At 45.2% G+C, this 13,478-nt stretch carries 12 protein-coding genes and 1 riboswitch; of the genes, 10 read left to right on the top strand and 2 right to left on the bottom strand.

Annotated features, from left to right (window positions below):
• Positions 1–47 precede the first annotated feature (47 nt).
• Positions 48–120, bottom strand: a riboswitch (Fluoride riboswitch).
• 179 nt (positions 121–299) lie between these two features.
• Complete coding sequence (locus NE671_RS05695; protein ID WP_110102826.1) at positions 300–863, top strand: prolyl-tRNA synthetase associated domain-containing protein; 564 nt, start codon at positions 300–302, stop codon at positions 861–863.
• A 4-nt stretch (positions 864–867) separates the two neighbouring features.
• Here NE671_RS05695 and NE671_RS05690 read toward each other — a convergent pair whose 3' ends face one another.
• A complete protein-coding gene (locus tag NE671_RS05690; protein ID WP_015527465.1) occupies positions 868–1,809 on the bottom strand; it encodes a glycosyltransferase family 2 protein in 942 nt (313 codons plus the stop codon).
• Positions 1,810–2,005: 196 nt separating this feature from the next.
• Here NE671_RS05690 and NE671_RS05685 point away from each other — a divergent pair, with 196 nt between their 5' ends.
• The 5 genes from NE671_RS05685 to xylB all read left to right on the top strand — a co-directional run bounded on the left by NE671_RS05685 (position 2,006) and on the right by xylB (position 7,772).
• A complete protein-coding gene (locus tag NE671_RS05685; RefSeq protein ID WP_059086156.1) occupies positions 2,006–2,980 on the top strand; it encodes a bile acid:sodium symporter family protein in 975 nt (324 codons plus the stop codon).
• Positions 2,964–3,815, top strand: coding sequence for an AraC family transcriptional regulator (locus NE671_RS05680; protein WP_059086155.1), 852 nt, complete (start codon positions 2,964–2,966; stop codon positions 3,813–3,815). The genes NE671_RS05685 and NE671_RS05680 overlap by 17 nt, the downstream gene beginning before the upstream one ends.
• A gap of 112 nt (positions 3,816–3,927) precedes the next feature.
• Positions 3,928–4,545, top strand: a complete 618-nt coding sequence (locus tag NE671_RS05675; protein WP_021651856.1) for a DUF4867 family protein — start codon at positions 3,928–3,930, stop codon at positions 4,543–4,545.
• 83 nt (positions 4,546–4,628) lie between these two features.
• Positions 4,629–6,113 (top strand): L-fucose/L-arabinose isomerase family protein, encoded by a 1,485-nt coding sequence (locus NE671_RS05670; RefSeq protein WP_015527462.1) that lies wholly within the window; start codon positions 4,629–4,631, stop codon positions 6,111–6,113.
• A gap of 198 nt (positions 6,114–6,311) precedes the next feature.
• Complete coding sequence (gene xylB / locus NE671_RS05665; RefSeq protein WP_059086154.1) at positions 6,312–7,772, top strand: xylulokinase; 1,461 nt, start codon at positions 6,312–6,314, stop codon at positions 7,770–7,772.
• A 74-nt stretch (positions 7,773–7,846) separates the two neighbouring features.
• Here xylB and NE671_RS05660 read toward each other — a convergent pair whose 3' ends face one another.
• On the bottom strand, positions 7,847–8,737 hold the full coding sequence (locus tag NE671_RS05660; RefSeq protein WP_173740723.1) for an AraC family transcriptional regulator: 891 nt from the start codon (positions 8,735–8,737) through the stop codon (positions 7,847–7,849).
• 345 nt (positions 8,738–9,082) lie between these two features.
• Between NE671_RS05660 and NE671_RS05655 the strand changes: the two genes are divergently transcribed.
• The 4 genes from NE671_RS05655 to NE671_RS05640 all read left to right on the top strand — a co-directional run bounded on the left by NE671_RS05655 (position 9,083) and on the right by NE671_RS05640 (position 13,421).
• The gene (locus NE671_RS05655) at positions 9,083–10,318 is read left to right on the top strand and encodes a galactokinase (protein WP_129975794.1); all 1,236 of its coding nucleotides are present in this window, start codon (positions 9,083–9,085) and stop codon (positions 10,316–10,318) included.
• Positions 10,319–10,601: 283 nt separating this feature from the next.
• Positions 10,602–11,066 carry a DUF1700 domain-containing protein gene (locus NE671_RS05650; protein WP_021651862.1) on the top strand — a complete coding sequence of 155 codons (465 nt, stop codon included), beginning with the start codon at positions 10,602–10,604 and terminating at the stop codon, positions 11,064–11,066.
• Between the two features lie 670 nt (positions 11,067–11,736).
• On the top strand, positions 11,737–12,603 hold the full coding sequence (locus NE671_RS05645; protein ID WP_021651864.1) for a carbohydrate ABC transporter permease: 867 nt from the start codon (positions 11,737–11,739) through the stop codon (positions 12,601–12,603).
• Positions 12,603–13,421, top strand: a complete 819-nt coding sequence (locus tag NE671_RS05640) for a carbohydrate ABC transporter permease (protein WP_021651865.1) — start codon at positions 12,603–12,605, stop codon at positions 13,419–13,421. The genes NE671_RS05645 and NE671_RS05640 overlap by 1 nt, the downstream gene beginning before the upstream one ends.
• Positions 13,422–13,478 lie beyond the last annotated feature (57 nt).

The raw sequence follows: 13,478 nt of genomic DNA, 5'->3' as shown, positions 1-13,478 counted from the left end.
ATCTCCCCGTTTTGAAAAATCCATCAAAAAAAGCTGGTAACCCCGTGCATTGCACAGAAGTCATCAGCTCATTGGCGGTTTCGATAAAGATCGGGGGAGAACTTCATTCCCTTTCTGCCTGAGAGTATAGCATCCGAGGCTGATATCGTCAATAGTCAGACGGAAATCCGGAGTATCTTATTTGTTACAGGTGTGCTATGATTAAACAAATCGGCAGGTTACGGTTGAAGCAGTAAAGCGTAATATGCTGCGACTAAGACCTGCACATATGAGAATGTAAAAATAACGGAGGAGACATCATGGAAGAACCAAGAATTGACAAAACAGTCTATACAGGAAGACCGGAGAACACCGAGGGCCGTCTGGAGAAGGAAATCGCAGTGTACGATTTTCTGGATAGTTTTGGGATTGAATATAAAAGAGCAGATCATGAAGCACTGATGACCATGGAGGCCTGCGAGGCAGTGGATCAGCTTCTGGGGGCGCAGATATGCAAAAATCTTTTTCTCTGCAACCGACAGAAAACGGATTTCTATCTGCTGCTGATGCCGGGAGAGAAGCCGTTTAAAACAAAATTTCTGTCCAAACAGATCGGAACAGCCAGACTTTCCTTTGCAGACGGAGAGCAGATGGAGGAATATCTGAACATTACCCCGGGGTCCTTAAGTCTGATGGGACTGATCTTTGATAAAGAAAAGAAGGTACACCTGGTGATCGATAAAGAAGTCCTGGATGAAGAATATTTCGGATGCCATCCGTGTATCAATACTTCCACTCTGTTGATGAAGACCAGTGATGTAAAAGAAAAAATCCTGCCGGCGCTGGGCCACGAATATCAGGTGGTCGAGCTGCCGACAGAATAGAAAATCAACGTATGGGTGTAAAGTCCTTTTTGTTGGACTCTGCTATGATGTAATGGGGGCGCTGCTTGACCTCCATATAGGTTTTGGCTATGTATTGTCCCATGATACCCAGGCAGAAAAGCTGCAGGCCGCCGATGAAGATGATGACACAGATGGTGGAAGCCCAGCCTGGGACCGGATCATCGAAGATCAGCTTTCGGACGATGATGGCTACCAGGACCAGAAAGGAAAAACCGGTCATGGTCGTTCCGAACCAGGAGGCGATGGTCAGCGGTACCTGAGAAAAATTGATGATGCCGCTGACGGCGTATTTAAACAGCTTCCAGAAGTTCCATTTGGTCTCACCGGCTACGCGTTCGATATTTTTGTAGGGGAGCCAGCAGGTGCGGAAACCGATCCAGCCGAAGATTCCCTTGGAGAAGCGGTTGTACTCACTCATGGAGACGATGGCATCCACCATACTGCGCTTCATCAGACGGAAGTCTCTGGCGCCGTCCACAATATCTGCATCCGAGATCTTATTGATCAGCTGATAAAATTTCCGGGCAAAAAAGCTCCGGATAGGTGGCTCTCCGTCACGGCTGACACGTCTGGTGGCAACGCTGTCATATTCTCCGGATTCCAGCTTCTCCAGCATTTCCGGGAGAAGGGACGGCGGATCCTGAAGATCAGCGTCCATTACTGCTACATAATCGCCGCCGGCATTGCAGAAGCCTGCATACATGGCAGCTTCCTTTCCGAAGTTTCTGGAAAAAGAAAGATAGATCACATGAGGATCCTTTTCGGAAAGCTCTTTTAAAATCTCAAGGGTTCTGTCTCTGGAACCGTCATTCACAAAGATCAGTTCATAATCACAGTTCATTTGCCTGAGGACAGAAGTGGCTTCCGGGTAAAAAAGCGGAAGGGATTCTTCCTCATTGAAGCATGGTATAATTAAAGAAATCATTTTTGGCCTCGTTTTCCAGATCATAAAAAATGATCATTTTGGCGGATATCTGTAGTCCGCCCTGGTTTCAGGTTGCTTTTGGATGGGTACTATCATATCATATTTGTCCGGAATCGGCTATAAAACAGGGGATTTTTTTCTTGCACCGCTGTTTTTTTGTGATAAACTGTAAAAAAAGATAAACAAGAGGTGTGATATGCTGGAAAAATTTAACAGCTTTATGGAGAAATGGATGGCTTTTGTGACGCCGGCCTGTCTGCTTACGGGGGTACTGTTTCCGGATATTGCAAAGCATGGCGTGCCCTATGTGACGTATGCTTTTGCATTTATGACCTTTATCGGTGCGCTGAAATCCAGGTTCCGTGATGTGGCAGATGTGTTTAAGCGGCCGCTTCCGCTAATCCTGATGCTGCTGATCCTTCATGTGCTGGGACCGGTGGCCGCCTGCGGTCTGGGACATCTTCTGTTCCCGGGCAATATGAATTATATCACAGGAATGGTGCTGGAATTTTCCGTACCTGCAGCGGTGATCAGTCTGATGTGGGTGTCCATTTATAATGGAAACAGTCCGCTGTCACTTTCGCTGGTTGTGATCGATACAATCCTGGCTCCCTTTCTGATCCCGGCAGTATTGAAGCTCCTGGTGGGCTCCAGCGTAAAAATGGATACTGTGGGAATGATGAAGGAGCTGGTTTTCATGATCGCTCTGCCGGCAGTCCTTGCCATGTGCCTTAATGAAGTCAGCCATGGAAAGGTTATGGAGACCTGGCCGAAAAAGCTGGCACCTTTTTCAAAAATGTGCCTGATCTTTGTGGTAACCTCCAATTCCTCCAAGGTTTCTCCTTATATGAAGCATCTTAACGGAGAACGGCTGGAGGTAGCAGCAGCGATCCTGGTCCTGGCAGCAGGGGGATATGCCATCGGCTGGATCATTGCCATTCTTACAAGACAGAACAAAGAGGCAACGGTTTCCATGATCTATGGTTCCGGAATGCGGAACATCAGCGCCGGTGCGGTGATCGCGGGAGCGTATTTTCCGGCGGAAACATTATTTCCGGTTATGATCGGAACGTTATTTCAGCAGATCCTGGCGGCTTTTTATGGAAGTATGATGCGCCGGGTCCAGACCGGACAGCAGGAAAGGGAGAAGGAGCATGGAGTTTCAGCATGAATTGATCATTCCCAATGAAGGATTTCCTTTTAAGCTTTTTCTTTTTGAAGGAAGAAACGGAAATTATGTAAGGGAAAAACACTGGCATACTTCGATCGAGATCTTTGCGGTGATGGAGGGGAGCCTTTATTTTTATATCGATGAGAACGAGTATCCTCTGAAGGCAGGGGAGTTTCTGATCATTAATTCCAATGAAGTACATTCTATTCAGGCGCCAGTACGTAATGAGACCATCGTACTGCAGATCCCGCTGAAGCAGTTTTCGGATTATTTTACCGCTCAGAGGTTCATCCGTTTTCGGAGCAGAAACGAAGAGTCTGAGGAAACAGACAGGCGGATGGTTTCTCTGATCCGGGAGATGTACCGGGTGTACGTATCCGGGGAAACGGGGTACGAATTCCGTATCAGGGCAGTGTTCTATGAAGTCCTTTATCTTATGGTTTCCGCATACAGGGAAACAGAGGTGGAGGAGAATGCGCTGAAGATCAGCCGCAGATTGGATGCTTTGTCAAAAATAACCACTTATATGCGGGAGCATTACAAGGAGGATCTCAGGCTTTCCGGACTTGCAGCCATGTTCGGATATTCCGATGCATATCTGTCAAGAATGTTCCGGAAATATGCGAAGGTCAATTTTAAGACATATTTACAGGATATCCGCATGGCATACGCCTATAAGGAGCTTTTGCATACAGATCATACCATCAGCTCTATCGCACTTGACAACGGGTTTGCAAGCAGCAGGGCTTTTTCCAGGGAATTTGTAAAGCGTTACGGGATCCTGCCGGGAAGAGTGGAGCGTCAGAATCATAAAAATGTCAAAAAAGTGCTATGAATGAGTCAAGAAAAGCGGCGAAAAGCATACCATGATGTGGTATGCTTTTTTCAGTTCAAAACGAAGATACAGAGAAGCTGTGAAACAGTAATTTTGTAAGGAGGGTTAAATCGTGAAAATTCAGAAAGTAACAGATCCGGCTTTCCGCAGATACGGAAAGGTTCTGGAGGGATACAATTTCGGTCCGCTTCTGAAGGAGATGAAGCATACACCGGTTCCGGAGGATGTGGTATATGTTCCGTCAGCAGAGGAGCTGGAAGCTCTCGATGTGGAAAAAGAGCTGAAAAACAGAGCGTTTGGTGGATTACCTGTCCAGATCGGATATTGTAATGGTCACAATAAAAAGCTGAATGCCCTGGAATATCATCGGAATTCCGAGATCAATGTAGCAGTGACAGATCTTGTACTGCTTATCGGACATCAGCAGGATATAGAAGAGGATCTTACATACGATACCTCAAAGGTGGAGGCATTTCTGGTACCGGCAGGAACTGGGATCGAGGTTTATGCCACAACGCTCCACTATGCACCGTGTCATGTGAATGAGAGTGGATTTCAGTGTGTAGTTGTTCTTCCGAGAGGAACCAACACAGAGATTGATTTTCCGATGTCAGGGGACGGAGAGGACGGTCTGATGACAGCCAGAAATAAATGGCTTATCGCTCATGAGGATGCGAAGATCGAAGGCGCATTCAACGGATTGAAGGGTGAAAATATCACACTTGACTGATTTTGGGTGAAGTGAATAGTTACAAACGAACAATAATATCACCGGTGGAAAATCTGCCGGATATAAAAAGGAGAATGAAGATTATGAACAACATGCCAGAAGTTAAGATCGGAATCGTTGCAGTCAGCAGAGATTGTTTTCCGGAAAGCCTTTCCGTAAACAGGAGAAAAGCTCTTGTAGACGCTTACACAAAGAAATACGATGCAAAGGATATCTACGAATGTCCGGTCTGTATCGTAGAGAGTGAGATCCATATGGTCCAGGCTCTGGAGGATATCAAAAAAGCAGGCTGTAACGCACTCTGTGTATATCTTGGAAACTTCGGACCGGAGATTTCTGAGACCCTTCTTGCAAAGCATTTCGAGGGACCGAAGATGTTTATCGCAGCAGCTGAGGAAACACAGGATAATCTCTGCCAGGGACGTGGAGATGCTTACTGCGGTATGCTGAATGCAAGCTACAACCTGCAGCTTCGTAATGTAAAAGCCTATATTCCGGAGTATCCGGTAGGTGATGCAGAGGACTGCGCGGATATGATCCATGAATTCCTTCCTATCGCAAGAGCGATCGAGGGATTGAGCAACCTGAAGATCATCAGCTTCGGACCGCGTCCTACAAACTTCCTTGCCTGCAATGCACCGATCAAACAGCTTTACAACCTTGGCGTTGAGATCGAGGAGAACTCAGAGCTGGATCTTTTCGAGGCATTCAACAAGCATGAAGGTGATGAAAGGATCCCGGCGATCGTAAAAGAGATGGAAGAAGAGCTTGGTGCGGGAAACAAGAAACCTGAGATCCTTCCGAAGCTTGCACAGTACGAGCTGACTCTGAAGGACTGGGTAAGAGATCACAAAGGATATCGTAAATATGTAACACTGACAGGAAAATGCTGGCCTGCATTCCAGACACAGTTTGGATTTGTTCCATGTTATGTAAACAGTCGTCTGACAGCACAGGGCATTCCAGTATCCTGTGAGGTTGATATCTATGGTACATTAAGTGAATTTATCGGACAGGTAGTAAGTGATGATATCGTTACACTTCTTGATATCAATAACTCCGTTCCGAAGGATATGTACAAAGAATCTATCGAAGGAAAATTCAACTATACGCTTCAGGATACCTTTATGGGATTCCATTGTGGAAACACAGCATCCAGCAAGCTGTCCTTCTGTGAGATGAAATATCAGATGATCATGGCAAGATCCCTTCCAATCGAGGTTACAAACGGAACTCTTGAGGGAGATATCAAGCCTGGAGATATCACCTTCTATCGTCTGCAGAGTACAGCGGACAACAAGCTTCGTGCATATATCGCACACGGCGAGGTTCTTCCGGTTGCAACACGTTCCTTCGGTGCTATCGGTGTATTTGCAATTCCGGAGATGGGACGTTTCTACCGTCACGTGCTGATCGAGGGAGGATTCCCGCATCACGGTGCTGTAGCATTCGGACATCACGGAAAAGCTCTCTTCGAGGTGTTCAAATACATTGGTGTACCGGTTGAAGAGATCGGTTACAATCAGCCGGCAGGCGTGAGATATCCGACAGAGAATCCTTGGAGATAATTAAAACAGGCAGGTAAGATCATCCGTACGTGCTGCCTGATACAAGCAAGTCCCCACTCGCTGCTTATTGCTTTTCGTAACCCCGCAGGGGACTTTCTTGATTTGGTTAAATACGATTCAGAAACCGCGGGCTCTCAGGCGTGCAGGCGCTGCGAACTGAGAGCTGCGGTTTCTGTATTTACAGGAGGAAAAATTACTATGTATTATATTGGCGTTGATCTTGGAACTTCCGCTGTAAAGCTTCTTCTTATGGAAGGATCCGGAAAGATCTGCAACATCGTATCAAAAGAATATCCGTTGTTCTTCCCCCATCCGGGCTGGTCTGAGCAGAATCCGGAGGACTGGTTCGCCCAGAGCATGGAAGGGATCAAAGAGCTCACAGAAGGAATTGACCGCAAAGAAGTAGCAGGAATCGGTTTTGGCGGCCAGATGCACGGTCTTGTAACTCTGGATAAAGATGACAATGTGATCCGTCCGGCGATTCTCTGGAATGACGGCCGTACCGGTGAGGAGACGGAATATCTTAATACGGTTATCGGAAAGGAAAAACTTTCTCAGTATACCGCAAACATTGCATTTGCAGGCTTCACTGCACCAAAGATCCTCTGGATGCAGAAGCATGAGCCTGAGAATTTTAAAAAAGTGGTAAAGATCATGCTTCCGAAGGATTATCTTGCCTATCGTTTGAGCGGATCCTTCTGCACAGATGTATCCGATGCTTCCGGTATGCTTCTTCTGGATGTGAAGAACCGCTGCTGGTCAAAGGAAATGCTTGAGATTTGCCATATCACAGAGGAACAGCTTCCGAAGCTGTACGAGAGCTGGCAGGTAGTCGGAAACCTGAAAGCGGAAGTTGCAAAAGAGCTTGGCTTCTCAGAGGATGTGAAGGTTGTAGCAGGTGCAGGCGACAATGCTGCGGCAGCTGTGGGAACAGGAACGGTTGGCGATGGCCAGTGCAATATTTCCCTTGGAACATCCGGTACGATCTTTATTTCCAGCAAAGATTTCGGAGTAGATGAAAACAATGCACTGCATTCCTTTGACCATGCAGATGGAAGCTATCATCTGATGGGATGCATGTTAAGCGCTGCTTCCTGCAACAAATGGTGGTCAGAGGAGATCCTTAAGACAAAGGATTTTGTGGCAGAGCAGGCACCGATCCAAAAGCTTGGCGAGAATCAGGTATTCTTCCTTCCATATCTGATGGGAGAGAGATCTCCGCATAACAACCCGGATGCAAGAGGTGTATTTTTCGGAATGTCCATGGATACCACGAGAGCAGATATGACACAGGCAGTTCTGGAGGGAGTTGCTTTCGGACTTCGAGATTCCCTTGAGGTTGCAAGAAGCCTTGGGATCCATATTGAGCGCACCAAGATCTGCGGCGGCGGAGCTAAGAGCCCTCTCTGGAAAAAGATCATTGCAAATGTGATGAACTTGAAGGTGGATGTGCCGGAGAATGAGGAAGGTCCGTCCATGGGCGGTGCAATGCTGGCAGCAGTAGGCTGCGGTGAATACCCGGATGTGGAAACGATCTGTAATAAGCTGGTCAGGGTAGTAGATACGGTAGAACCGGAACCGGAGCTGGTTGCAAAATATGAAGAAAAATACCGGAAATTCCGCAAACTGTATCCGGCAATGAAAGAGTTGTTCAGATAACAGCCATTTTCACGGATAAATATTGTTCTGCTTCATAGGTATGGAGCACTGAACGGTTAAAGATCAGGAGCATGTCACAGCTCCTGATTTTTTCTGTACTGTCTTGGTGTACAGCCCTTGATTTTCGTAAAGACCTTTGTGTAATAATTAGAGTCCGAAAAACCGGACAGCAGTCCTGATTCCGTAATAGAACAGGAGGGATTTTCCAGATATTCCAGGCTGCGTTCAATGCGGTATTCCTGGATGTATCCGAAGAGAGTGATATTCATACATTTTTTGAAAAGCCGGCTGCATTCGCTGGGACTTAAGTGGATCAGGTCTGCAACATCATTCAGGAGGATCTTTTCAGAGTAGTGTTCTGCGATATAGGACATGATCTGACGGATGCGGCGGTAGTTTTCTTCATCCTGACCGGATGGAAGAGTTGTCCGGGAGATCGTATTTTCATACAAGCTCTTCCAGAAGTGCTGCAGTCTGGCGATGATCTCAAATTCATACATGGGTTCCCGGCTACTGTCCAGGTCGATGATGTCACGGATATCTTTTATGGCCTCGGAATGCCATTTACAGGATAGATCAAGCGGTACGGCGGACAGGGAAAAGCTTCGGAGGATCGGTTCTGTATATTTCTGGAAAAGAAGGCTTCCCGAAAATCCGTAGATCAGTTTGGGGTCAAAGGTTATGGGGATATACTGACAGTCCTGATCCTGATACATATATCCGGCATGAAGGGCATTGGCATTGCCAAAGATTGCCTGTCCCTCTTTCAGGTGAAAGGTATTCTGATTGATCTTGTAGAGCATTTCGCCCTTTTCGATATAGGTAAGCTCGATCTCCGGATGCCAGTGCCACAGAAAGGAACCGGTCTCATAGCCGGAAAGCCGCTCGTAGCTTACCAGGAATGGGAAGGAGCTGTCTCCGTGTTTTTTCAGTTCTTTTCCGGCGGGATCTGTGATGATCTGCAAGGTGTTACCTCCTTCCTTCTGTGCGCGGATTCTGAAGTGTATATCTGCTTTTCATAGTGGAATTTATTTTATCAGAAAAGGCAGAAAATGCAAAGGGATATTCCAGGATCACCACAAAATAATACGGTTTTTACACAAAATTGTTATGGACAGAAAAGACGGGACTGTTATAATAAAAGTACATGAAGCGTTACTATTCACTGGTGATATTCTGCGCATTGCGAAGTGTGTTGCTGAGAACGGAGTGAACAGTAACCATGAAGCGTGACAGAGCGGAAGATTTTTTCAGGTTCTTCCGGATCTGGGGTGTAAACTATATAACAGGAGGAAGAAAAAATGGGAACAATTAAAATTCCGGCAGCAGACGTGCTGAAAAAAATCTATGGCGAGACAGAGGAGAGCAGCGCCCGTTATACCAATCTTGCTGTGAATTTCGAGAAGAAATATCATCATGACAAGGCAGAGTTTTTTACTGCTCCGGGCCGTACGGAGATCATTGGCAACCATGTTGATCATAACGGCGGTCAGATCATTGCGGCAAGTATTGATCTGGATACCATCGGTGCTGCTTATCCAAACGGAACCAATGTGATCCATATGATCAGTGAGGGTTACAAACAGGAAGTAGTTGTTGATCTTGACAAGCTCAGCACAGAAACCTATACAAAAGGTACAGATGCTCTTGTTGCAGGTATTATGGAGTATATGCAGAAAAAAGGCTATGCTACCGGTGGATTTGACGCTTATGTTTCCACCAAGGTTATTGCCGCTGCAGGTGTAAGCTCTTCTGCTTCCTTTGAGATGCTTGTATGTGCGATCACCAATTATTTCTTTAATGAGGGTAAGCTGGAGTATGGCGAGTATGCGAGAGCAGGTCAGTATGCTGAGAATGTTTACTGGAAAAAGGCTTCCGGTCTGATGGACCAGATGGCTTGTGCTGCCGGCGGCCCGATCCTTCTGGATTTCTCTGATAAAGAGAATATCAGCTGTGAGAAGATCGCATTTTCCTTTGAGGATATGGGCTGCAGACTTGTGATCGTAAATACCGGTAAGGGCCATGCAGATCTCAGTGAGGAATATTCTTCTATTCCTATGGAGATGCGTGAGGCTGCGAAGGCTATGGGCGTAGAGCTTCTCTGTGAGTCCAGTATGGAGAATCTTCTGGCACATGTGAAGGATATTCCGAATGACCGTGCTGTTCTTCGTGCGATGCATTTTTATGAAGAGAACAGACGTGTTGCAGATGCTGTGAAGGCTGTTGAGAATAAAGACGGTGAGGGATTCCTGCGCCTTCTTGAAGAGTCCGGTAATTCTTCCTGGGAGTGGCTGCAGAACTGTTATTCTCTGCAGAATTGTAAGGAGCAGAAGATCACGTTGAGTCTGGCGCTTACTAAGCTGTTTCTGAATAAGATCGGTGCTGGTATCTGCAGAGTTCATGGTGGTGGTTTTGCAGGCGTTATCATGTGCGTGCTTCCAATCGAGAACGCAGATGCGTATGTGGACTATATGGCTCAGTATGTTGGAAGGGAAAATGTCTATCCGATGAATATCAGGAGTACAGGGGCTGTTCATGTTGAGTGATTTTTGACGGCATAACGAACGTCATGGAGGGCGATTCGTTTCCGAATGCGGCTTTGGCGGCATCCGGAAATGAACCGCCCTTTGCGCTGTGCTATGATTTTTTATTTTTTAATCAAAATTTTATGATTTGTTTCTGATTTAAATTTATGGGTTATGGTATAATGAGAAAAATTTTAAGAGAGTAATAAAAAAGAATTTGCAGAAGTTTTCAAGGTGATGTTTCTGGAGTTGTTTTGAGTTTTGTTTTTTTCATTATATTTCATAAGAAAGGTTTGACATATTTATGAGCAGAAGAGAGTTTCTTGAGGTTTTACGGGGGCAGCTGTCCGGACAGATGACCCAGGGGAGAGCTGCGGCTCATGTGCGGTATTATGAGGATTACATTCAGTCTCAGGTCCGGAACGGCCGAAGTGAATCAGATGTTCTGGCAGAACTGGGGGATCCCAGGCTGATTGCCAAGACTTTGATTGATACAGATGACAGTGCAGCTGTTTATGATGAGTCCGGTTATTCTGAAGAGAGCTACGGTGCAGATGATTATGCGGATAATGGGACGGAGAGCAGTGCCGGAAAGACAAGAAGCTTTAAACTGGATCTGAGTACATGGTATGGGAAGGCGATCGTGATCGCCATTGCAGCGTTAATTGTGATACTTTTAACAACTGTTTTGGTGGCAGTTGCTCCATTTTTGATAATTTTTGGTATAGTTTTGTATTTAATATCCTGGTACAGGAAGAAAAAAGTGTAATTGTTCCACAACAGCTGTGAGTTAAAGACAATTTCCGTGTAATGAAATGGATTGCTTGTGAAAAAAGTATTTATAAGATTTGCATAAAAAATATGTGTTTGGTCTTGATTTATAGTGGATTTTACTGTATAATCTGGATTACCAAGTTGAGATTGTGTCTGTTTTGTATAAAAACAGATGATGCCATTGAGAAGAGAGAACGGCAGAAGATATACATCGAAGGATGTGTTATTTTCTGCCGATTTTTTTATCTGTTTTTTATGGAAGGTGATCAGAATGGATTGCCTTATTGGGGTGCGGTAAATTGTATAAAATAGATAAAAAACAATTGTTATTAAATGATAATTGTATAAAATAAATAAAGAAATATTGAAAAATAGAGAAATAGCTGTTGATTATATGTAAGAAATATGTTATCATTTGGTAAAAAGTTGGTAAAGATAACAAATACGCAAATACAAAGGAGGGTAGTGAGAGGGCATTTTTGACAGCAGAACGTAAATGAGAGTTTTGCTTAATGTATTGGGGTAATTGCTGGAAGATATAACGGAAATGTTTTTCAGCAGAATGTGTAATGAGCAACATGATCAGCACTGTCAGGGGGACAGAGATATCGTGATGATGCAGCTGATCGGTAGTACGTAAATTTATGAAAAGCAGGTGATATACAATGAAAAGTAAAAAATCTTTTTTCAGGACAGTGGAGCCTTATCTCTATCTGGTTCCTGTAATGATCCTTTTTATACTGTTTGTATTCTGGCCGTTCGTTAAGACGATCCAGCTGAGCTTTGCCAGAACCACACCTCTTGGTCAGGTGGCACAGTATGTAGGACTTGACAACTATACGAATATTTTTACAGATGGAACGTTCCTTAACAGTTTGGTGACAACACTGAAATTCTCTGTTATGCGAGTTATCCTTTCTATTATGATCGGTTTTATACTGGCGATCATCAGTACAGAGAAAATCAGGGCAAAGGGATTTTTCCGTACTGTATATGCACTTCCGATGGCTATTTCCGCAGCAGCGGCATCTGTAGTGTTCATGTTTATTTTCCACAGCTCTCTGGGTATCCTGAACAGGGCGCTCGGAACTCATATCGGATGGCTGACAGATAAGAAATATGCACTGATCGCAGTTACGATCGTTAGTGTATGGATGGCGATCGGTATGAATTTCATTTACCTTACTGCAGCAATCCAGAGTGTACCGGCTGAGCTTTATGAGAGCGTTGCCCTGGATGGAGCGAATTTCTTCCAGAAGCACCGCCATGTAACGATTCCGTCAATCTCTCCGACACTGTTCTTCCTTCTCATTATCAATGTCATCAACTCCGTACAGGCATACGCAGAGTTCAAGATGATGACCCAGGGCGGACCGGCAGAGAGTACCAACGTTATCGTGTATGAGATTTACCAGGAGGCATTTATCAACAGCCGTTTCGGTGTGGCCTGTTCAGAATCCGTAATTCTGTTTGTTATTTTGATCATCCTGACTGCACTGCAGTTTAGACTGGAAAAGAAGGTGACCTACTGATGAAAGAAAAACCATATGTAAAAGTGGCGATGTATGCGCTGAATATTATTTTTGCAATTATTATTATTGTTCCTGTTATCTACTGTTTCAATGTTAGTATGATGGATCTGAAGGAGATCTACGGCGGAAAGTTCTGGCCGTCCCATCTGACTATCGAGAACTACACAAGAGCATTTCAGCTTGCACCGTTCTTTACCTTCATTAAGAACTCACTGATCGTATCCGGTGTTATCACATTTGCTCAGGTCGTTACAGGTGCTCTTGCAGCATATGCTTTTGCAATGATGGAGTTCAAAGGCAAAAAGGTCCTGTTCTATATTATGCTGGCAACCATGATGATCCCGAGCCAGGCGATCATCATCGCAAACTACCTGACTATTGCTGACTGGGGTATCCGTAATACATACGCAGCGCTGATCCTTCCTAATGCAGCAGCAGCTTTTGCGGTATTCAACATGCGTCAGGCATTCCTGACACTGCCGAAGGAGATCCATGAGGCGGCAGAGATTGACGGATGTACAAATTTCAAGTTCTTATATACCATCGGTGTTCCGCTTATCAAACCATCACTGGGTGCTCTGATCATCTATGTATTCCTTCAGAGCTGGAACTACTATCTGTGGCCACTGCTTGTAACAGACAGTGTAAATATGAGAACGGTTCAGATCGGTCTTGGTATGCTTCAGGGGGCTGAGGCAACAGACTTCCGACCGGTTATGGCTGGCGCTATGGTTATCCTGATTCCGTCGATCCTTGTATTTATCATTGGTCAGAAGCAGATGATCAGTGGTCTGACAGCAGGTGCTGTTAAGGGTTGATCCAATCACATAAGAGCAAGTAGCAAAAATGTTAATTTGTCCGACCTGTATTGGGGC

It is taken from the genome of Blautia sp. DFI.9.10 (assembly GCF_024461705.1).
GTDB lineage: Bacteria > Bacillota > Clostridia > Lachnospirales > Lachnospiraceae > Blautia_A > Blautia_A fusiformis.
Note: the sequence above shows the minus strand (reverse complement) of the source record. Positions and strands in the feature narration are given on the sequence as shown.

What these genes read in the sequence shown, in the direction of transcription:
- NE671_RS05695 (WP_110102826.1), top strand. Translation starts at nt 300, where the DNA reads ATGGAAGAACCAAGAATTGACAAAACAGTCTATACAGGAAGACCGGAG.
- NE671_RS05690 (WP_015527465.1), bottom strand. Translation starts at nt 1,809, where the DNA reads ATGATTTCTTTAATTATACCATGCTTCAATGAGGAAGAATCCCTTCCG.
- NE671_RS05685 (WP_059086156.1), top strand. Translation starts at nt 2,006, where the DNA reads ATGCTGGAAAAATTTAACAGCTTTATGGAGAAATGGATGGCTTTTGTG.
- NE671_RS05680 (WP_059086155.1), top strand. Translation starts at nt 2,964, where the DNA reads ATGGAGTTTCAGCATGAATTGATCATTCCCAATGAAGGATTTCCTTTT.
- NE671_RS05670 (WP_015527462.1), top strand. Translation starts at nt 4,629, where the DNA reads ATGAACAACATGCCAGAAGTTAAGATCGGAATCGTTGCAGTCAGCAGA.
- xylB (WP_059086154.1), top strand. Translation starts at nt 6,312, where the DNA reads ATGTATTATATTGGCGTTGATCTTGGAACTTCCGCTGTAAAGCTTCTT.
- NE671_RS05650 (WP_021651862.1), top strand. Translation starts at nt 10,602, where the DNA reads ATGAGCAGAAGAGAGTTTCTTGAGGTTTTACGGGGGCAGCTGTCCGGA.
- NE671_RS05645 (WP_021651864.1), top strand. Translation starts at nt 11,737, where the DNA reads ATGAAAAGTAAAAAATCTTTTTTCAGGACAGTGGAGCCTTATCTCTAT.
- NE671_RS05640 (WP_021651865.1), top strand. Translation starts at nt 12,603, where the DNA reads ATGAAAGAAAAACCATATGTAAAAGTGGCGATGTATGCGCTGAATATT.